The sequence below is a fragment of the Nocardioides jishulii genome, assembly GCF_006007965.1.
Lineage (GTDB): Bacteria > Actinomycetota > Actinomycetes > Propionibacteriales > Nocardioidaceae > Nocardioides > Nocardioides jishulii.
In genome coordinates this window covers 1,298,926-1,319,260 of sequence record NZ_CP040748.1, presented here as the reverse complement: position 1 = coordinate 1,319,260, position 20,335 = coordinate 1,298,926, and the positions used below count along the sequence as shown (strand labels likewise).

At 72.5% G+C, this 20,335-nt stretch carries 18 protein-coding genes; 9 read left to right on the top strand and 9 right to left on the bottom strand.

The genetic code is table 11. From position 1 onward, the window contains the following. Positions 1-29: 29 nt before the first annotated feature. The 4 genes from FCL41_RS06215 to FCL41_RS06200 form a co-directional block, all read right to left on the bottom strand. Complete coding sequence (locus tag FCL41_RS06215) at positions 30-3,710, bottom strand: DNA polymerase III subunit alpha (RefSeq protein WP_137066659.1); 3,681 nt, start codon at positions 3,708-3,710, stop codon at positions 30-32. Beyond that, positions 3,700-4,200, bottom strand: coding sequence for an SAV_6107 family HEPN domain-containing protein (locus FCL41_RS06210; RefSeq protein WP_137066658.1), 501 nt, complete (start codon positions 4,198-4,200; stop codon positions 3,700-3,702). The genes FCL41_RS06215 and FCL41_RS06210 overlap by 11 nt, the downstream gene beginning before the upstream one ends. A gap of 23 nt (positions 4,201-4,223) precedes the next feature. Beyond that, on the bottom strand, positions 4,224-4,619 hold the full coding sequence (locus tag FCL41_RS06205) for a DUF6504 family protein (protein WP_137066657.1): 396 nt from the start codon (positions 4,617-4,619) through the stop codon (positions 4,224-4,226). A 257-nt stretch (positions 4,620-4,876) separates the two neighbouring features. Continuing rightward, complete coding sequence (locus FCL41_RS06200; RefSeq protein WP_137066656.1) at positions 4,877-5,341, bottom strand: hypothetical protein; 465 nt, start codon at positions 5,339-5,341, stop codon at positions 4,877-4,879. A gap of 86 nt (positions 5,342-5,427) precedes the next feature. Between FCL41_RS06200 and FCL41_RS06195 the strand changes: the two genes are divergently transcribed. The 3 genes from FCL41_RS06195 to FCL41_RS06185 are packed head-to-tail and all read left to right on the top strand — an operon-like array spanning position 5,428 to position 7,626. Next, positions 5,428-5,901 carry a YbaK/EbsC family protein gene (locus FCL41_RS06195; RefSeq protein ID WP_137066655.1) on the top strand — a complete coding sequence of 158 codons (474 nt, stop codon included), beginning with the start codon at positions 5,428-5,430 and terminating at the stop codon, positions 5,899-5,901. A 42-nt stretch (positions 5,902-5,943) separates the two neighbouring features. Further along, positions 5,944-6,297 carry an ArsC/Spx/MgsR family protein gene (locus tag FCL41_RS06190; protein WP_137066654.1) on the top strand — a complete coding sequence of 118 codons (354 nt, stop codon included), beginning with the start codon at positions 5,944-5,946 and terminating at the stop codon, positions 6,295-6,297. A gap of 21 nt (positions 6,298-6,318) precedes the next feature. Next, complete coding sequence (locus FCL41_RS06185) at positions 6,319-7,626, top strand: phytoene desaturase family protein (protein WP_137066653.1); 1,308 nt, start codon at positions 6,319-6,321, stop codon at positions 7,624-7,626. 18 nt (positions 7,627-7,644) lie between these two features. On the opposite strand, the gene FCL41_RS06180 is transcribed toward FCL41_RS06185, so the two are convergent. After that, entirely contained in the window at positions 7,645-8,250 is a 606-nt protein-coding gene (locus FCL41_RS06180) for an SIMPL domain-containing protein (protein ID WP_170970300.1), read from the bottom strand. Positions 8,251-8,384: 134 nt separating this feature from the next. Here FCL41_RS06180 and FCL41_RS06175 point away from each other — a divergent pair, with 134 nt between their 5' ends. Further along, positions 8,385-9,467, top strand: coding sequence for a polyprenyl synthetase family protein (locus FCL41_RS06175; protein WP_239021810.1), 1,083 nt, complete (start codon positions 8,385-8,387; stop codon positions 9,465-9,467). A 61-nt stretch (positions 9,468-9,528) separates the two neighbouring features. Here the strand turns inward: FCL41_RS06175 and FCL41_RS06170 are convergent, their stop codons facing one another. After that, positions 9,529-9,900 (bottom strand): Rv2175c family DNA-binding protein, encoded by a 372-nt coding sequence (locus FCL41_RS06170; RefSeq protein ID WP_137066650.1) that lies wholly within the window; start codon positions 9,898-9,900, stop codon positions 9,529-9,531. Between the two features lie 149 nt (positions 9,901-10,049). Between FCL41_RS06170 and pknB the strand changes: the two genes are divergently transcribed. The 3 genes from pknB to FCL41_RS06155 are packed head-to-tail and all read left to right on the top strand — an operon-like array spanning position 10,050 to position 14,054. Continuing rightward, a complete protein-coding gene (pknB, locus tag FCL41_RS06165) occupies positions 10,050-12,188 on the top strand; it encodes a Stk1 family PASTA domain-containing Ser/Thr kinase (protein ID WP_239021809.1) in 2,139 nt (712 codons plus the stop codon). Between the two features lie 58 nt (positions 12,189-12,246). After that, on the top strand, positions 12,247-13,161 hold the full coding sequence (locus FCL41_RS06160; protein ID WP_239021808.1) for a deoxyribonuclease IV: 915 nt from the start codon (positions 12,247-12,249) through the stop codon (positions 13,159-13,161). Next, entirely contained in the window at positions 13,158-14,054 is an 897-nt protein-coding gene (locus tag FCL41_RS06155; RefSeq protein ID WP_137066649.1) for a DMT family transporter, read from the top strand. Before FCL41_RS06160 ends, FCL41_RS06155 begins: the two co-directional genes overlap by 4 nt. A 28-nt stretch (positions 14,055-14,082) precedes the next feature. Here the strand turns inward: FCL41_RS06155 and FCL41_RS06150 are convergent, their stop codons facing one another. After that, complete coding sequence (locus FCL41_RS06150; RefSeq protein ID WP_275403767.1) at positions 14,083-15,096, bottom strand: threonine aldolase family protein; 1,014 nt, start codon at positions 15,094-15,096, stop codon at positions 14,083-14,085. Between the two features lie 82 nt (positions 15,097-15,178). Further along, complete coding sequence (locus FCL41_RS06145) at positions 15,179-16,513, bottom strand: class II 3-deoxy-7-phosphoheptulonate synthase (RefSeq protein WP_137066648.1); 1,335 nt, start codon at positions 16,511-16,513, stop codon at positions 15,179-15,181. Between the two features lie 161 nt (positions 16,514-16,674). On the opposite strand from FCL41_RS06145, the gene FCL41_RS06140 reads away from it, so the two are divergent. Further along, a complete protein-coding gene (locus FCL41_RS06140; RefSeq protein WP_137066647.1) occupies positions 16,675-17,880 on the top strand; it encodes a pyrophosphate--fructose-6-phosphate 1-phosphotransferase in 1,206 nt (401 codons plus the stop codon). A gap of 43 nt (positions 17,881-17,923) precedes the next feature. Further along, positions 17,924-19,390 (top strand): glycerol kinase GlpK, encoded by a 1,467-nt coding sequence (glpK, locus tag FCL41_RS06135; RefSeq protein ID WP_137066646.1) that lies wholly within the window; start codon positions 17,924-17,926, stop codon positions 19,388-19,390. Positions 19,391-19,412: 22 nt separating this feature from the next. Here glpK and FCL41_RS06130 read toward each other — a convergent pair whose 3' ends face one another. Further along, entirely contained in the window at positions 19,413-20,333 is a 921-nt protein-coding gene (locus FCL41_RS06130; RefSeq protein ID WP_239021807.1) for a hypothetical protein, read from the bottom strand. Positions 20,334-20,335: the final 2 nt, after the last annotated feature.

Here is a 20,335-nt window from a genome sequence, read left to right as displayed (position 1 = left end):
CTCCCACCCTAGGCCGAATGGCGTCGGGCTCATCCGGGACTCCCCGGGCTGCGGTGCCACAGGGCACGGGCTGGGAGCCCGTCGCCACCGGCAGGCTTCACGTCGGCGTACGGCGACATCCGGAAGCCACTGCTGTGCACCAGCACCCGGCGCTGCTCGGAGTCGTGGTGGTCCACCGAGGGCTCCACCGCAGGCGCAGCCAGGCGCGCCCGCACCGCGGCCAGCCCGGCCTCGGAGGTGGGCTCGTCGCGCCACACGGCGTACAGCTCTGGCAACGACCACGCGCCGGTGGCCCGCAGCGACACACCCCGGGGTCCCGTACGCCGGACCTCACCCCGGACGAGCAGGAGCCAGGTCGAGAAGACGGTGGCGGCGTAGGGGCCCTGGGCGTCCTCGAAGAAGGTGGCGTCCACCGGGCCGGTGGAGTCGTCCAGGGTCAGGAAGACCACCCGGCGCCCGGAACGGATCGGCGGGGTCTGGGTCGCGACCTTGACCCCGGCCACGAGCACCTCGGCCTTGCTCCGACACCGCAGCAGGTCACGGCTGCGGACGACCTGGAGGGCGTCGAGGAACTCCGCGTACTCGGTGACCACGTGGCTGCTCACGTCGAGCCCGAGGATCTCCAGCTCCGCCGCCGTCCGCTCCCCCACGCTGAGCTCGGGGAGGCCGCTGACCGGGGTGTCACCGCCCCCGTCGATCGCCAGGGCCAGCTGCACCGACTCCACCGGGGCCGGCGCCTGGTCGCCGCGCACCTGCGCCGCAGCCCGCTCGCGTACGTCGCCGCCACCCACCGCGATCCGCCCACCGGAACGTCGCCCCCGGGCGGCACGCCGGTCCGAGCGGTCGACCCGCTCCAGCTCGGCCACCTGGAGCAGCAGGTCACGGCGAGTGACCTGCTCGCGCACCCCGACTCCGCCGGCCGACGTCGCGATGCGGTGGACGCCGTCGAAGGCACCGGTCAGGACCAGGCGCTCCGCCACCGGGCGGGAGACGGGAGCGCGGTGCCACAGGTCCGACAGCGACGCGTAGGGCCGCCCCGCGAGGATCCGGTCGACCTCGGCGTCGCTGATCCCCCGCACCTCCGAGAGAGCAAGGCGGATGGCGTAGCCGGAGGGGTCGTCGGAGGGTTCCACGGTGTAGCCGCGCCCGGAGAGGTTGACGTCCAGGGGCAGGACCCCGACCCCGTACTGGCGAGCGTCGTCGAGGATCAGTCGCTTGGGATACATGCCCGGGTCGTGGGTCAGCACCCCGGAGAGGAAGTGCGCCGGCCAGTGGGTCTTGAGCCAGGCCGACTGGTAGGTCGGCAGGGCGAACGCAGCCGCGTGGGCCTTGCAGAACCCGAAGGAGGCGAACGCCGCGAGCACCTCCCAGATCCGTTCGACGAAGGGCGCCTCGTAGCCACGGGCCAGGGCTCGGGGAACGAACCAGTCGCGGACCTGCTCGACGCCCTCCCTGCTCCCCATGGCGCGCCGCTTCTCGTCACCCTCGGCGAAGCTCACGCCGGCCAAGGTGGCGAAGAGCTCGATGACCTGCTCGTGGAAGACGACCACCCCGTGGGTCGAGGCGAGGATCGGACGCAGGTCGGGGTGCAGGTAGGCCGCTGGCTTCCACCCCTGCTTCACCTCCAGGTAGGGGGTGATCATGTCGCTCTTGACCGGGCCGGGACGGAAGAGCGAGATGTCGGTGATGATCTCCTCGAACGACTCGATCCCTGACTTGCCCACCAGCTCACGCTGCCCGGGCGACTCGATCTGGAAGATCCCCAGCGTCCGGGCGCTGCTGATCAGCTCGTAGGTGGCGGGATCGTCGAACGGGACCTGCTCCTGGTCGTCGAGGTCGACCTCGACGTGGTCGACGCGTCGGATCTCCGCGACGGCGTGCGACATCGCCGACTGCATCCGGATCCCGAGCACGTCCAGCTTGAGCAGGCCGAGGTCCTCGACGTCGTCCTTGTCGAACTGGCTCATCGGGTAGCCGGCGGCGCTCGCCTCGACCGGCGTCCGGTCGAGCAGCGTGGCGTCGGAGAGCAGCACCCCACAGGGGTGGACGGCGACATGTCGGGGCAGCCCGTCCAGCCGTTCGACGAGCGCGAACATCAGGTCCAGGCGTCCCTGCGCCAGCCCACTGGCCCGCAGCTCGGGCAGGTCACGCAACGCCGACCTGGCGTCGCGGGCCCGGACGTGCGGGAACGCCTTCGCGATCGCGTCGATCTCGCCCGGCGGCATCCCGAGGGCTGCCCCCACGTCACGGATCGCGTGGCGCACGCGGTAGGTCTCCGTCATCGAGACGCAGACGCACCGGTCACCGCCGAACCGCTGGAGGATCGCCTCGTAGACCTCCCCCCGACGGGCGGACTCGACGTCGACGTCGATGTCGGGCAGCGACGAGCGCAGGGGCGAGAGGAAGCGCTCCATGAGCAGGTCGTGGCGCAGCGGGTCGACCCCGGAGATCCCGAGCAGGTAGTTGACCAGGCTGCCGGCCCCCGAGCCGCGGGCGGCGCACCGCACCCCCATGTCGCGGATCAGGTCGGTCACCTCGTTCACGGCGAGGAAGTAGGAGGCGTAGCCCAGCGACTCGATGACGTCGAGCTCGTCGTGCAGCCGCTTCCAGATCCGTTGCCGGGGCGCGGACCCGTAGCGCCAGGCGAGCGCCGACTCGCAGCGCGCCCGCAGCTGGACGTCGGCCGGCGTCGCCCCGATCCCGTCGGTGGCCACGCCGGAGCGCCGGACGACCTCGAACTCGGGGAAGTGGACCTGGCCGATCCCGAGGTCCTCGCGGGGGTCCAGGGCGCATTCCTCCCCCAGCGCCCGGGTCCGGGCCAGCAGGCGTGCGGCACCGTCCTGGCCCCAGCCGGCGGCCCGGGAGATCTCGTCGGCGACCTCAGCCATCTGGGCTCCGGACTTGAGGTGCCCCTCGGCGTTGCCGCGGTCGAGGTGGCGCTGGTCGAGCGCCACCAGGCGGCGTGCCGCGTCGAGCACGTCGACCGTGGGCGCGTCGCTGCGCCGGGCGTGGCGCACGGCGTTGCTCAGCACCGTCTCCACCCCCGACTCCCCCGCCACACCCGCCATCCGGGCGGCGTGGGGCGTGCTTCCGGGCCCCCAGCCCTGGTCGGTGGCTCCGAGCAGGTGGGAGACCAGCTCGACGCGCAGGTTCTCCCGACCCACCGCCCGGGACCATCGCGAGAGGTGTTCCCGGGCCAGGTCGTCACGTCGGGCGGCCACCGCCGCACCGACCTCCGAGGTCGGCCCCAGGAGCACCACCAGGTGTCCACCGGCCACGTGCGGCAGCAACGTCTCGACGTCGGCCACGGGTACGCCCCGCTCGCCGCCGAGGTGCACGTCGGAGACGAGTCGGCACAGGGCGGCCCAGCCGAGGCGGTCGCGGGCCAGCACCGTCACGCGGGGCCAACGGTCCTCGCGATAGGCGCCACCCCGCACCGGCGTACGCCCGCGTGCGGGGCGGACCGACGCTGGGCGGACCGGCATGGAGGACCGGACGGCGACGTCCACCCCCAGCACCGGCCGGATGCCCGCCCGCGAGGCCGCCTTGGCGAACTTCACCGCCCCGTAGGTGCCGTCCCGGTCGGTGAGCGCCAGCAGGTCCATCCCCCACTCGGCGGCCCGTTCGACCAGGGCCGAGGGGTGCGAGGCGCCGTACTGCAGGGAGTGCCCCGACGCGACGTGGAGGTGGACGAAGGGGTCACGCGGCACCGGTCCGCTCCGACCATCCGGGCTCGGCCACCGCGAGGCGGATCGTCTCGGGCGCGTGAGGCATCAGGCCGAGCGCCGACTCCACCACCGCCAGGAAGCGGTCGGCATCCCGCACCAGGTCGTCGGCCTCGCGCTCGGTCACCGCGCGCAACGACCCAGCCTCGGCGGCGGCGCGCTTGCTCGCACCGCCGGCGAAGAAGGTGGCCCACTCGGCGAACTCCGGAGCCACCTCGGCCAGCAGCACCCAGGCGTTCTTCTGGCGGCGACGGCTCGGCGCGGGGTGCGCCCGGGCCGCCAGGAGCGCAGCGGCGGCCCGCAGCGCGGCGACGTGGGCGCACGCGTACCGCGTCGGCACGTCGGGGGCCATGACCGCCTCGCGCAACGAGGTGGTCGCGCGGGTGAGGTAGGAGTGGGTGGCAGCCGGCAGCAGGTGCAGGTCGCCGGGGCGCACCGCGTGGGCGGGCGGGGCAGCAGGTCGTGAAGCGTTCATCATGTCGTCCTCCGGATCTCGGGTCAGTCCAGGCAACCCACGAGCTGCCAGCGCCCGTCGATCGCGTCGTAGGAGAGGTCGAAGACCCCACTGGTCGGCCCCTCCTGGGGCTCACGTGCTGCTGGGCGGGCGGCCTCCACGCGCCAGAGCTCGCGCTCGGCGAGCAGGTCGCCCTCGAACTCGTCCCAGTCGCGCTGGCGCGGGAGGTGGTCGGCCTCCCCGACCTCCTCCCCGATCACCGACCGGGCCCGGGAGGACTGCCACCAGGCGCCTGTCTCCACCCAGCGGGCCACCACGCTGCGCACCTTCCACAACCGTCCGTGCCACAGGAACTGCTCGGGCCCCTGGAGCGACTGTCCGCTCCCCTGCCCGGCCACCAGTCCCCGACGGACCTCCACCGGGTCGTCGTAACGCCTCATGACGTCCTCCTCGCAGTCCACGACCCTGGGCAGCCCCGGTGGCGATGGGGTCGAGGTCACCACCACCGAGGCCGATTCGAACATCTGTTCGAACACTGAGAACGGTACACCCGGCCACCGACACCTGGTCAACACCAGAAATCAGCCCCAGAAATCAGCCCCAGAAATCAGCCCGAGGAGCAGAGCGGTCCGGGGCGCGACGACAGAGGCCGACCACCCCGAGCGGGGTGGTCGGCCTCTGGGCGTCGAAGGAGCTCTCAGACCTCGCGGAAGTAGCGCGTGGTGCTGGGGTGCAGCAGGAAGACGAGGAGCAGGACGCAGAGCAGGATCATCACGCCGGAGAGCACGGAGAAGAGCGTTGGGATGCCGCTCGCGATGCAGAGCACGGCGAGGAAGATGCCGAAGAGGGCGATGACACCCAGGCAGACCCTGGCCCAGGTGAAGCCCTCACGGAAGAAGACGGCCATGACCCCGAGCAGCATCAGCAGGACCACGAACGAGGTCACCACGACCGGCACGAACCCGGGCACGGACAGGCTGGCCTCGACAGCCTCGATGCCACCCTCCTGCATGATCTCGCGCGCGCCGGCGTTGCCCTCGGCCCATGCCATGACCAGGTCACTGCGGAAGACCCACGTCAACAACGTGATCACGCCCGCCACCACCGACAGGGCCATCACCACGTGCAGTGCGTGGTCGACCGAGGACGGCCGTTCGGTCATGGGGTTCCTCCAACGTCGAAGACGGATCTGGACACACCTCGTCGTGGCGTCCGCACGCCGGCCGCGACGCTGGCTAGGGTCCCGGCATGACGAGTGAGCACGCATCGATCGCGGCCTTCCGCGACGAACATGCCCGCCGCAACGGTACCGGCGACGTGGTGGTGCTGCCCGCATCGGTGCACACCGCGGCGCTCGCGGCCGAGGCTCTGGGCTGCGAGGTCGGGGCCATCGCCAACAGCCTGCTCTTCTCCGCGAACGGCTCCCCCGTGCTGCTCCTCACCTCGGGGGCCCACCGGGTCGACGTCACCAAGGTGGCCCGCGACCTGGGCGTGGCGCGGATCGAGCGCGCCACCCCCGACTTCGTACGCACCCACACCGGGCAGGTGATCGGCGGCGTCTCCCCCTTCGCCCATCCCGCGCCGGTGCCGACCTGGATCGACCCCTGGCTCCAGCGCCACGACGTGCTCTGGGCAGCAGCCGGCCACCCGTCGGCGGTCTACTCGACGACGTACGACGAGCTGCTCGCCATGACCGGCGCCACGCCCCTCGACATGGAGTGAGCCACGCATCGGACGCCACCCCGGCTGGGGCACAGTGGGGCCATGGAGATCTGGCTCAACCCCGCCTGCAGCAAGTGCCGCACCGCCCTCGCCACCCTCGACGAGGCGGGCGTGACCTACACGGTGCGCCGCTACCTCGACGACCGTCCGAGCGCCGAGGAGCTGGGTGAGGTCGTGGCGCGACTCGGTCTCGAGCCGTGGGACCTGGCCCGCCCCCGTGAGACCCGTGAGGCGGGGATCGACCTGCCGAAGGACGCGGAGCACCGCCAGGAGTGGCTGACGGCACTGGCCGCCTCTCCGCGCACCATCCAGCGGCCGATCCTCACCGCCGACGACGGGACCACCGTGGTGGGCCGCGACCCCGAGTCACTGGCCAGGGTCATCGCCGCCGAGTAGGCCGCCGCTACCCTCAGGGCCATGCAGGTGGTGGTCGTCGGTGGTGGTTTCGGTGGCATGGCGAGCGCGGCGCGGCTCGCCAAGCTCGGCCACGCCGTGACGCTGCTCGACCGCGCCCCGGCCCTCGGCGGCGCCCTCGGACAGCTCAGCCACGAAGGGTTCACCTTCGACACCGGGCCGTCGACGACCCTGCTCCCCGCCGTGGTCCGCGACCTCTTCCGCAAGTCCGGGCGTCCCCTCGAGAGGGAGATCGACCTCGTTCCGGTGGAGGTCATCCGCGAGCACCGCTTCGCCGACGGCACCTCCCTCTCGCTGACCGGTGGTTCCCGCGCCGCGCAGAAGCAGGCCTTCGAGGGCCTCGGCGCCGGCCTCGGCCAGCAGTGGGTCGACCACGTCGACGGGCTGGGTGAGGTCTGGGAGCGGTTGCGCAAGGACTACCTCGAGCGGCCCTGGGACCCGGGCCTCGCGCACCGCGACGCCGTCGCGCTGCTGCGCTCGCGCGCGACGCTCGCCCGCACCTTCAGGCGTGCCTTCGGCGACCAGCGGCTGGCTCTGGTCGCCGGCCACCCCTTCCTCGCCGACGGGCACGACCTCGCCAAGGTCCCGGCGTGGCTGGGCACCGTCTCCTACGTCGAGCAGAAGTTCGGCGCCTGGACCGTCGAGGGCGGGCTCGGCGCGCTCGGCGAGGTGATGACGAAGCGCCTGGCGACACGCAAGGTCGACGTCCGCACCGCCACCGGAGTGCGCGACGTGCTCCTCTCGGGTAAACGGGTCCGTGGCGTGCGCACCGACGCGGGCGACGTCGAGGCCGACGCGGTGGTCTGCGCCACCGACCCGCACCACTTCCCCGCGCTGCGGCCCTACGTGCGGCGTACGACGTCGACCTCGTTGCCGACGTTGGTCCACCTCGGGGTCTCCGGCGACCTGCCCGAGTGGGTGGCCGTGGCCGGCGAGACCGTGCTCCACGGGGACCCCACCCTGGTGCTGCGCCACGGCGGCGCTGCCCCCGAGGGGCACAGCGTGCTCACCGTGCAGCACCGCGGACGGGCGTCGGTCGACGTCGTCGACCTGCTGGCCGAGCGCGGCGTCGACCTCCGCGGGCGCGTGGTCACCCGTGTGGAGCGCTCACCCGCGGACCTGGCCGAGGCGTGGGGCGGCTCACCGTTGGGCACGCAGTGGCGGGGACGCGACACGGTGCGCCGGCGCCTCGGCCCCACCACCCCGGTGGCGGGGTTGTACGCCGCCGGTGCGCACGCGACCCCGGGCGCGGGCCTGCCCTTCACCGGTCTCTCGGGCGCCCTCGTCGCGCAGGCCGTCGGACCGGCCTGAGCCAGCCCTGCCAGCCGATCAGATCAGCTGCCAGGTGCCAGTGACCCGGACGCGGACCTCCTGCTCGCCCGGCTCGAGCCCCATCTCGGCAGCCCTGGCATGTGGCACCCCTGCTCCGGGTCCGGGTCCGGCCGGATCTCCCTCCACGACCGCCACCAGGTCACCGATCCCGGCCCCGTCGAGCCCCGCGAGGTGCTCGGCGCGTCCCCGGGCGTCGGCGTACGCCAGCTCGCGCGCCCGCTCCTCGGCGTCGGAGGGGTCGCCGACCTCCAGGGCTAGGGAGTCGACGCGCAGGGCATCGCCCACCCGCTCGGCCAGGGCCGTGACCAGCGCGGCGGCGGTCCCGAGGTCGGCGCAGACCACGCGCACCTGGTGACGTGCCTCGAAGCCGTCGGAACGACCCTGGTGGTCGTGGCGCGGCCAGACCTGGAGGCCGGTGGTCGCGACGTGACGCGGTTCGGTGAGCCGATGGGCGACCTCGCTGAGGGCGCGTCCAGCGGTCTCCAGGCCGGAGACGGCCTCGGCGACGCTGGCGGCGCCATGGCTGGCGGTGACCCGGAGCACCGCGCGGTCGGGGACCACGTGGGCGACGCCGTGGCCGGTGACGGTGACGGTCCTCTGCATGGCGGCCAGCGTAGTCAGCACCGACCCCGGGTCGGTCCGGTCAGCACGTGACCGGTTTCGGTCAGCTCTGCCGGGAGCCCACATCCTGCGACGCAGGGTGGGCGCGCCCGCGGGCCATGGCTAGGCTCGGGGCCGTGCCCGCGCCTACCCAGCCTGCCGAGTGGGACGCCGAGGCGTTCCGCACCGCCCTCCAGTCCACCCTGGACGAGTTCCTCGACGAGCAGGAGACCCGTCTGGCGCCGCTGGGCCCCGACGCGGCACGGCTGCTCACCGAGGCCAGGGTCGCCCTCGACGGAGGCAAGCGCTTCCGGGCAGCGTTCTGCTGGTGGGGCTACCGGGCCATCCAGCCCGAGGTGGAGGACGAGCGTGCGCTGCTCCGGGCCTGTGCCGCCATGGAGCTGCTGCAGGCCAGCGCCCTGGTCCACGACGACCTGATGGACGCCTCGGACACCCGTCGGGGCCGTCCGGCCACCCACAAGGCGCTCGAGGCCGAGCACGTGGCGGCCGGCTGGCGAGGCGACGCGGAGCAGTACGGTGCCGCCGCAGCGATCCTGCTGGGCGACCTGCTGCTGGCCTGGTCGGGCGAGCTCCTGCGCCGCTGCGGCCTCTCCTTCGAGCGGGTCGCTCCCGCCCTCGAGGTCTTCGCCCTCTGTCGCACCGAGGTGATCGCGGGCCAGTTCCTGGACGTCTCGGTGCAGGCCCGCGCCCACGCCGACGTCGAGACCGCCATGACGGTGCTGCGCTACAAGTCGGCCAAGTACTCCATCGAACGGCCCCTGCACATCGGCGCCGCGCTGGCCGGTGCCACCGAGCAGCAGCTCGACACGCTCACGGAGTTCGGACTCCCGCTCGGTGAGGCGTTCCAGCTGCGCGACGACCTCCTCGGCGTCTTCGGGGACCCCGCGACCACCGGCAAGCCCGCCGGTGACGACCTGGTCGAGGGCAAGCGCACCGTGCTGGTGGCACTGGCCCTCGACGGATCCGACGAGGCCGGCGCCGCCACGCTCGACGCCGCCCTCGGCACGCCGCTCGACGACACCCATGTGGCCGAGCTGCGGGCGATCATCCAGGCTTCCGGCGCCGCAGACGCCGTGGAACGGAAGATCACCGAGCTCTCCGACCGGGCAGTCGAGCGACTCGATGCCGCCGGGTTCGACGCCGGTGCGACCGTGGCCCTGCGCCGGCTCGCCGGTCTGGCGACGCAGCGGGTCTTCTAGAGCGACCCTCCAGCGAGGCTGCGCCCCCGGCGGCGCTGCGACTCCAGCAGGGGGCAGTCGGTCAGAAGGCCATCGACTGGGCGCGACGCTTGACCTCGGAGCCGCGGTTCTCCCGCAGGGCGTCGATCGGACGGCCCGGCAGGTCCAGGTCGGTGTAGAGCCACGCGATGCACTCGCGGTCGTCGTAGCCCCCGTCGTGCAGCACGGTGAGGAGGCCGGGCAGTCCCTTCACGACCTCGCCCTCCTGGAGGAAGTCAGCGGGGATCTGCTGCCCGGCGCCGGGACGCGGCACGGCCGCGGCCAGCTCGTGCTCACGGATCATCGTGCGTACGCGTCCCACCGAGACGCCCAGCTGGGCCGCCGCTCCTGCCCAGTCGATCCACGTCGGGACGAGGGCGTCGAGGTCTGCGGAGGAGAGGGGTCCGTCGTTCATGTGCTCCATGGTGCCACCCCCTCGCGCCACGCCGGAACTGGACTGCGGACACCGCGATTCGTGGGGCGATCACTACGATTGCCCCACGGCCCGCGCCCACCAGCCCCGGGCGCCGTCCGTCCCAGCCCGTTTTCCCCCGGAGGTCGATCGTGGAGTCAGACGAGTCCACGCGCCGGCGCGCCGCTGCGGACCCCCCCGACCCCCTGCGCGGGCGGGTGCTCGACGGGCGTTACCGCATCGTGCGCCGCATCGCTCGGGGCGGCATGGCCGGTGTCTACGAAGCCGTCGACCTCCGCCTCGAACGCACCGTGGCGGTCAAGGTGATGCACCAGGGCCTGGGCGACGGCAACGACTTCGCCGACCGCTTCGTGCGCGAGGCCCGCGCGGCTGCCCAGCTCTCCCACCCCAACGTCGTGGCGGTCTACGACCAGGGCGAGGACGACGGCACCGTCTTCCTGGCCATGGAGTACGTGCCCGGCCGCACCCTGCGCGACGTGATCCGCGACGAGGCGCCGTTGGGGGCAGCCCGGGCCCTCGCGCTCATCGAGCCCGTGCTGGCAGCCCTCGCGGCAGCCCACCGCGCCGGGATCGTGCACCGTGACGTCAAGCCCGAGAACGTGCTCATCGGCGAAGGCCCGGAGTCGACGTCGGTCAAGGTGGCCGACTTCGGCCTCGCCAAGGCGGTCAGCGCCACCTCCCACCACACCGCGACCGGCGTCGTCATCGGCACCGTCTCCTACCTCGCCCCCGAGCTGGTCGTCCAGGGACAGGCCGATGCCCGCGCCGACGTGTACGCCGCCGGCGTGCTCCTCTACGAGCTCCTCACCGGCGCGAAGCCCCACGAGGGCGAGACCCAGATCCAGGTCGCCTACAAGCACGTGCACGAGGACGTCCCTGCACCCTCGGCGCGGGTGCCGGGGCTGCCTGCGTACGTCGACGCCCTGGTCGCGCGCGCCACCGCCCGCGACAAGGACCAGCGCCCGGCTGACGCCGGAGTCCTCCTGCACCAGGTGCGGCGGGTCGCCCAGACGCTGCGTGACGGGATCACTGAGGACCCCGAGCTCGAGACCGACCTGCGCCCGCTGCCGGTCGTCTCCCCGTTGCCCGTCGAGATGGAGGCCGACAGCGACGGCTTCGCCGACCTCGAGTCCCCCTCGACCACGGGCGACGACGCCAGGGCGACGAGGGACTCGGACACAACGTTCGAGTCGTTCTTCGAGGCGCCCAGCGAGCGCACCACCGTCGTGGGGCACAGCGACGACCTCGGTGTCGCGGTCAGTGACCGCACCCAGCAGATCCAGGTCCCGCACGACTTCGCGGGGTCGTCGGTGGCCGCCGCGCCAGGCATCGCCCGGCTGCCTGTCCCCGAGCCGGACCTCCCGCGTACGCCGTCGACCAGGCGACGCTCTCGTCGCGGCCCGCTGGTGCTGCTGCTCTCCCTGCTCCTCGTGGTGGCCGTCGGCCTCGCCTCGTGGTGGTTCGGGTTCGCCCGCTACACGACCACGCCGTCGGTGCTGGGCATGGACCGGGCCGCAGCCGTCGAGGCGCTCGAGGCGGCCGGTCTGGAGGTCGAGGTGGGTGACCCCTCCTACAGCGAGGACGTGCCCGTCGACGACGTCGTCTCCACCGACCCTGGCCCCGGCGACCGGGTGCTCCCCGGCGACACCGTGGTGCTCTCGCTCTCCCGCGGCCCGGAGCGCTACGACGTCCCGAAGCTGTCCGGCCTGTCGGTCGACGAGGCCCAAGCAGCCCTCGAGAGGATGAAGCTCGAGTTCGGACGTCAGGTCGACCGTTACCACGAGACCGTCCCCGAGGGGCAGGTCATCTCCAGCAACCCCAAGGCCGGCGCCACGCTGCGCCCGGGCACCGCGGTCAACGTGGTGGTGAGCAAGGGCCGGGAGCCGGTCGAGCTCGACGACTGGACCGGCAAGAAGGCCGACAAGGCGACCGCAGCACTCACCGGCGCCGGTCTCGAGGTCGACACCGAGCGGGTCTTCGACGACGACGTCGCCGAGGGCGTGGTGATCAGCCAGAGCCCCACGAGCGGCACGCTCTTCAAGGGCGACACCGTGAAGCTGGTCGTCTCCAAGGGGCCAGAGCTCGTGCAGATGCCGCGGGTGATCGCCCAGGGGGAGAAGGCGGCCAAGGAGCGGCTCGAGGCGCTCGGCTTCACCGTGAAGGTCGAGCGCTCAGGCCAGTACATCGGCCTCGGCTTCGTGCTCAGCAGCGACCCCGGCGCCGGCGAGATGGTGCCCAAGGGCTTCACGGTCACGCTCTTCCTGATCTGAACCCCTCCTCCGGCTCCCCGGCCGCCGGACGGGCGGATGTCAGCCCTAGAGTTGTCCGGTGCTGAAGCAGTCCTTCCCCTCGCTCTCCCCCTCCGCCCTGCGCAACCCCGTCGGTACCCACGTCCAGGTGGGCAAAGGGCTCGTCGCCGGAGCCCTCGCGTCCGCCGTCGAGATCGAGGCGGAGACCATCCAGGTCTTCGTCGGCAATCCCCGCGGTTGGGCCCACTCCGCCGGCGACCCGCGCGTGGACGCGGCCTTCCGCGAGGCCACCGCCGCACGGGGCATGCGGGTCTTCGTGCACGCCCCCTACCTCGTGAACCTCGGCTCCCCCACGCCCGCGACGTACGAGAAGTCCGTCGCCGTGCTGGCGCACAACCTGCGCCGCGCGGCCGAGATCGGCGCCGAGGGCGTCGTCGTGCACACGGGGTCGTTCGTCGACCCGACCGGGAGCACGGAGCGGCACGCCAGCGCCATGCGGCAGGTCCGCGACGGCCTGCTCCCCCTCCTGGAGGCGCTCGGTGACGAGGACGCGCCGTGGCTGCTGCTCGAGCCCACCGCCGGCCAGGGGCGCAGCCTCTGTGCCGGGGTCGAGGACCTCGTCCCCTACCTCGCCGCGGTCGACGACCACCCGCGCGCGGGCATCTGCCTCGACACCTGCCACGTCTTCGCCGCCGGCGCCCCGCTCGACGACGAGGGCGGCGCCACGGCCACCGTCGACCGGATCATCGAGATCGGCGGTCCGGGACGTCTGCGCCTGGTGCACGCCAACGACTCGATGGACGTACGCGGCGCCTTCAAGGACCGCCACCAGCGCATCGGCGAGGGCCACATCGGCACGGGCGCCTTCAGCGAGCTCTTCGCCCACCCGGGGCTGGAGGGCGTGCCGTTCATCCTGGAGACCCCGGGCTCGAGGGACGCGGGCAACACCGACATCCCGCTGCTCAAGAAGTTGCGCGAGCAGGCCCACGGATGAGTCGTCGGGGCACCACGCTGGTGGCGACGCTCGCGCTCGTCGCCATGACGGCTTCGTGGGGTTCGACGTTCTTCCTCATCAAGGACCTCCTGGACCGGGTCCCGACCCTCGACTTCCTCGCGGTGCGCTTCGCCATCGCGAGCCTCGCCATGCTGCTCGTCGCGCCCCGCGCACTGGGCCGCCTCTCGCGCGACTCCCGGCGCCACGCCCTGGTGCTCGGCCTGCTCTACGGGGTCGCCCAGATCCTCCAGACCGCCGGGCTGGCCCACACCCCCGCCAGCGTGAGCGGCTTCGTCACCGGCATGTACGTCGTGCTGACCCCGATCTTCGCCGCCCTCCTGCTGCGTACGCGCATCAGCGGGGTGACCTGGGGCGCGGTGGCGCTGGCCACCGCAGGCCTGTGGCTGCTCACGATGCGCGGCGAGTTCGCCCTGGGCTACGGCGAGTCCCTCACCCTGGTGGCCGCCGCCCTCTACGCCCTGCACATCGTCGGCCTGGGCGCCTGGTCGCGCCCCTCCGAGGCGATGGGCATGTCGATCGTCCAGCTGATGGTGATTGCCGCCATCTGCTTCGTCGCCACCGTCCCCGACGGCATCGTCCTGCCGGCCACGGCCGAGGACTGGACGTCGATGCTCTACATGGCGCTGGTCGCGGGCGCCGCTGCCCTCTTCGTCCAGACGTGGGCACAGGCGCACCTACCACCGACGCGGTGCGCGATCATCATGAGCATGGAGCCGGTCTTCGCGGCCGCGTTCGCGGTTGCGCTGGGCGGGGAGTCACTGACCTCGCGGCTGCTGCTGGGCGGTGCGATGGTCCTGACGGCCATGCTGGTGGTCGAGCTGGTCCCGAGCCGACGCCCGATCGAGGGCGAGGTCACGCACCTCACCGTGTGAGTCGGGTCAGAGCCCGGAGGCTCGGTCGTCAGACGGCCTCGACCAGGCGCGCCAGCACCGTCGCCGCTCGCCGGGCACCGGCCTCGTCGACACCCAGGTGCGTGACCAGGCGTACGGTGCGCGGACCGACGGCCGAGACGCGTACGCCCTCGCGCGCCGCCGCGTCGACGAAGCCCAGGGCGTCGTGGTGCTCGAGGACCACGATGTTGGTGTCCACGGTCGTCGGGTCGACGCCGCAGGCCTTCGCGAGCAGCCGGGCGTGGGCGTGGTCGGTGGCCAGCCGCTCGACGTGGCGGTCGAGGGCGTACAGGCCCGCGGCCGCGAGCACGCCGACCTGACGCATGCCGCCACCCATCCGCTTGCGCCACACCCGTGCCTCGGTCATCGCCTCGGTCGACCCCACCAGGAGCGAGCCCACCGGGGCGCCCAGCCCCTTGGAGAGGCAGACGGCCAGCACGTCGGCAATCGTTCCGTAGTCGCGCAGGGACGTGCCCGTGGCGACGTGGGCGTTCCAGATCCGGGCGCCGTCGAGGTGCACCGCGCAACCCACCTCGTCCGCCCAGCCGCGCAGTGCCCGAAGGTCGTCTATCCCGGTCACGGCGCCGCCAGCGAAGTTGTGGGTGTTCTCCACCGACACGGCAGCGGTCGGCACGAAGAACGGCCCCATGTCCGGTGCGTGCAGGTGACGCACGGCGTCGAGGTCGACCTGACCACGCGGGTGCGTCCAGGTGCGCATCGTCACCTGGTTGTAGACAGCGTGGGCCCCGAGCTCGGCGCGCGCGATGTGGGCCGAGCTCTCGCAGAGCACCTCCTGCCCGGGAGCCACGACGCTGCGCACAGCCAGGACGTTGGCCATGGATCCGGTCGGGGTGAAGAGGGCGGCCTCGTGGCCGAAGAGCTCGGCCACCCGCTCCTGCAGCTCGAGGACCGTCGGGTCCTCCCCGTAGACGTCGTCGCCCACGGGCGCATCAGCCATGGCACGGCGCATCGCCCCGGTCGGCTGGGTCAGGGTGTCGGAACGCAGGTCCACGAGGTCGCTCACCCTGCGAGCCTACGGGCGCGCGTCGGCGGAAATGACGAAGGGCGGTGCGGACCTGGTGGTCCGCACCGCCCTGACGTCAGGCTCAGGCCTTGCGCAGCATCTCCGCGACGAGGAAGGACATCTCGAGCGACTGCACGCGGCTCAGGCGCGGGTCGCAGACCGACTCGTAACGGTTGGCGAGGCCGGCCTCGTCGATCAGCTCGCCGCCACCGACGCACTCGGTGACGTCGTCACCGGTGAGCTCGACGTGCAGGCCACCGGGCCAGGTGCCGAGCGAGCGGTGCACGTCGAAGAAGCCCTGGACCTCGTCGATGACGTCGTCGAAGCGACGGGTCTTGTAGCCGGAGGAGGCCTCGAACGTGTTGCCGTGCATCGGGTCGCAGACCCACGCCACCTGGGTGCCGGCGGCCTTGACCTTCTCGACCAGCGTCGGCAGGCCGTCGCGGATCTTCTGGGCGCCGAAGCGGGTGATGAAGGTGAGCCGGCCCGGGATGTTGTCGGGGTTCAGCTTGTCGGCCAGGGCCAGCGCGTCGTCGGCGGTGGTCGTGGGGCCGAGCTTCACGCCGATCGGGTTGCTGATCCGGCTCAGCAGCTCGACGTGGGCACCGTCGAGCTGACGGGTGCGCTCGCCGATCCAGACCATGTGGGCCGAGACGTCGTACGGCTTGTCGGTGCGGGAGTCGATGCGCGTCAAGGAGTGCTCGTACTCGAGAAGCAGGGCCTCGTGGCTGGAGTAGAAGTCGACCCGGTGGAACTCGTCGGGGTCGGCGCCGATCGCCTGCATGAAGGTGAGGGCGCGGTCGATCTCGCTCGCGACCTTCTCGTAGCGCAGGCCCGCGACGGAGTCACGGACGAAGTCCGTGTTCCAGGCGTGCACCTGGCGCAGGTCGGCGTAACCACCGGTCGTGAAGGCGCGCACCAGGTTGAGCGTGGCCGCGGAGGCGTTGTACATCTCGACCAGGCGTTGCGGGTCGGGGATGCGGGCCTCGGGGGTGAAGTCGAAGCCGTTGACCGCGTCACCGCGGAAGGCCGGCAGCGTGACCCCGTCACGGGTCTCGGTGTCGGACGAGCGGGGCTTGGCGTACTGGCCAGCCAGACGTCCGACCTTGACCACGGGCACGGAGGCGGCATACGTGAGCACGACCGCCATCTGCAGCAGCACGCGCAGCTTGTTGCGCACGTTGTCGGCCGTCACGCCGTCAAAGGTCTCCGCGCAGTCACCGCCCTGGAGCAGAAAGGCCTCGCCGCGGGTGACCGCGGCAAGCTTCTCCGTGAGGTCGTCGCACTCGCCGGCAAAGACCAGCGGGGGCGAGTTGCGCAGGCGGGCGACCGCACTGTCGAGCGCAGCAGCGTCCGGGTAGGTGGGCTGCTGGACCCGGCCGAGGGCGTTCAGTTCTTCGAGGCTCGGGATGGTCACGTCCCAAGGGTACGTGCGCGCCGCGCGCTTCCCTGCCTCGCCCACAGTTCTCGTCGCTGGGTGAGACAGGCGTACGCCCCACTCCGCCCGGAGCACCGCACGAGGTGACGGTTGCCACGCGCGGGGCTCCCCCACCATGACCCTCGGCCTATCATCGCCCTATGGCCCCCACACGCGTTGCCCTGTTGACCGCCGGTGGATACGCCCCCTGCCTCTCCTCGGCCGTCGGCGCCCTGATCGAGACCTGGACGAGCCGCTCCCCCGAGACCGAGATCGTGGCCTACCGACACGGCTACGAAGGTCTCCTGCGCGGCGACAGCATCGTCGTCGACGACGCGGCCCGCCGCGGGGCCGCCCTGCTGCACCGCTTCGGCGGCAGCCCGATCGGCAACAGCCGGGTCAAGCTGACCAACGACGAGGACTGCCGGCGCCGTGGCCTCGTCGGGCCGGACGAGACCGCCCTTGACGTGGCGGCCCGCCAACTGGTGGCCGACGGTGTCGAGGTGCTGCACACCATCGGCGGCGACGACACCAACACCGCGGCCGCCGACCTCGCCGCGCACCTGGCCCGTCAACAGATCGACCTCACCGTCGTGGGACTGCCCAAGACCATCGACAACGACGTGGTCCCGATCAAGCAGACGCTCGGCGCCCAGACGGCCGCCGAGCAGGCGGCGCTGTTCGCGCGCAACATTCTCGCCGAGCACGGCGCCAACCCGCGGATGCTCATCGTCCACGAGGTCATGGGCCGCGGGTCGGGGTGGCTGACCGCTGCGGCCGGACGGGACTACATGCGCTGGCACGGCGAGCAGGAGTGGCTGCCCAGCATCGGGCTCACTCCCGAGCGGTGGGCGATCCACGGCCTCTACGTGCCCGAGGTGCCGATCGACATCGAGGCCGAGGCCACCCGCCTCCGCGGCGTCATGGACGAGATCGGGTGCGTCAACATCTTCCTGAGCGAGGGAGCCGGCGTCGCCGACATCGTCCGCGAGCTCGAGGAGGCCGGCACGCCGGTCAAGCGCGACCCCTTCGGCCACGTCATGCTCGACACGATCAACCCGGGTCGCTACTTCGCCAAGCAGTTCGCCCAACGGATCGGCGCCCAGAAGAAGATGGTGCAGAAGTCCGGCTACTTCTCTCGCTCGGCACCCGCCAACGCGACCGACGTGGCGCTGGTGCGTGAGATGTGCGAGCTGGCCGTGGAGAGCGCCCTCGACGGGGTGCCCGGCGTCATCGGTCACGACGAGGAGCGCGGCGACGTCCTGCGGGCGATCGAGTTCGAGCGGATCGCCGGGCACAAGCCCTTCGACGCCACCCAGCCGTGGTTCACCGAGATGCTGCGCGAGATCGGCCAGACGACTCCCTGAGGCCTGCGCCACGGCCGCGGCCGCTCCCACTAGGGTCGCCCCCATGAGCGTTCTCGCGATCGACGCAGGCACGACCGGCGTGACCGCCGTGGTGGTCGCCACCGACGGCAGCATCGTGGCCAAGGGCTACCAGGAGTTCACCCAGCACTTCCCCCGGCCGGGATGGGTCGAGCACGCGCCCGAGGAGATCTGGCAGGCCACGCTCGCCGCCACCCGCGAGGTGCTCGGGCAGGTCGACGCGAGCGACCTCACGGCCCTGGGGATCACCAACCAGCGCGAGACCGTCGTGCTGTGGGACCGCGAGACCCTCGGCTCCCCGCGCCGCGCCATCGTGTGGCAGGACCGTCGCACCGCCGACATCTGCAGCCGGATGCGCGAGGAGGGCCACGAGCAGCGGGTCACCGAGCTCACCGGCCTGCGCCTGGACCCCTACTTCTCCGGCACCAAGCTCGTGTGGCTGCGGGAGAACGAACCGCACACCTGGGCGCTGGTGGAGTCGGGTCGCTACGCCGTGGGCACCGTCGACTCCTACCTCGTCGCCCGCATGACCCGCGGCACCTGGCACGTCACCGACGTCTCCAACGCCTCGCGCACGCTCCTCTTCGACCTGGACGCCGGCGACTGGTCCGACGAGCTGTGCGAGCTCTTCGGGGTTCCGCGCGACGCGCTGCCCGAGATCGTGCCGAGCTGGGGCGTCATCGACGACACCGACCCCGCCTCCTTCTGCGGACTCACCCTCCCGATCGCCGGCATCGCCGGCGACCAGCAGTCGGCCCTCTTCGGGCAGACCTGCTTCGCGGAGGGCGAGACCAAGTGCACCTACGGGACCGGTTCCTTCATCCTCACGAACACCGGGACCACGCCCGTACGCTCCGAGGCGGGCCTGCTGACCACGGCGGCGTGGCGCTCTCCGGAGGGGACGACGACGTACGCGCTCGAGGGTGCGATCTTCGTGACCGGAGCGGCCGTCCAGTGGTTGCGCGACGGGCTGCAGATCATCGGCTCGGCCGCCGAGGCGGAGGCAGTGGCACGCACCGTCGACGACACCGACGGCGTCGTCTTCGTCCCGGCCCTGACCGGCCTCGGGGCGCCTCACTGGGACCCGCACGCGCGTGGCCTGCTGATCGGCATCACCCGCGGCACCACCCGGGCCCACGTCGTCCGCGCGACCCTGGAGGCGATCGCCTACGAGGTCCGCGACGTGCTGGAGACCATGCCCGACCTCGCCTCGATCAGGGTCGACGGTGGCGCGGCCGCCAACGGGCTCCTCTGCCAGGCGCAGGCCGACCAGGTCAACGTGCCGGTGGAGCGCCCGCGCATCGTCGAGACCACGGCCCTCGGCGCAGCCTTCCTGGCAGGGCTGGGCACTGGCGTGTGGTCCTCGACCGACGACCTGAAGAAGACGTGGCAGCTGGACGCGCGCTTCGAGCCCGCCGGCGACCGGGGCGACGCCGACGCCCGGTACGCCCGGTGGCAGGAGGCCGTCGAGCGGTCCAAGGGCTGGGCCTGAGGCCCATCCGGCCCTCGCGGTCTCAGCCGCGCTCCAGACGCGCCAAGGCCTCGGCGGCGTCGTCGCGCTCCTCCTCAGCCGTGGTGAGCTCCGCGTCGAACTCGTCGCGGGTGCTTTCGGCCTCGACCAGCTCGTCGTCGACCTCCTCGGCCTCCGCCTCGAGCTGGGCCACCCGACGCCGCAGCTCGTCCGCCTCCGACCGAAGGCGCAGCAGCCGGGCCTCGAGGTCATCGACGCGACGCTGTGCTGAGCGCTGGGCCCGGGCGGCCCGGGTGACGGCGCGCTCGGCGGCGGCGACCTCCTCCTTGGCCGCGCGGCGCTCCTTCGTACGCCGTTCCGGGTCCGGCACCAGTCTCAGGACGGGACGTGGTTCCTCCTCCCGCTCCGGGGCCTCGCGGGGCGGCGCGGTGAAGCCGAGGGCGTCCGGCAGGGCGACCACGCCGGTGAGGTCGGCGGGTCCCACGCCCGTCACCGTGATGGCCTGGACGAGCATCCCCGAGCGCACGGCGACGGCCGCCCCCTCGTCGAGCAGCGCCGCGGTGAAGGTGGCCTCGACCTGGTCGAGGACGGCCTGGGTCAGCCGCTGGCCCTCGTCGGCGGCGACGGCACGAGCGCGAGTCGCCATCGCCGCGGTCACCTGGCGTCGCTGTCGGCTCAGAGCACGCAGCTCCTCGCCGTCGAGGGCGCTCTGCGCATCACGGAGCGCGGCACCGAGGTCGAGCAGCTGGTCGACCTGCTCGGACTCGCGGCGTACGAAGAGGTTGACCGCCCAGCCCGCGACGGTGGGCTTGCGAAGCGCCTTGACCGCAGCGGCGAGCTCCTTGTCCTCACTCTTCAACGACGCGGCGAGGGCGTCGCGCGCGAGCGTGAAGTCGGTGACGGCGAGCGCATAGAGGTCGTCGGCTGCGCCGAGCAACCGCTCCGTCAACCCGTCGTGCGCCACGC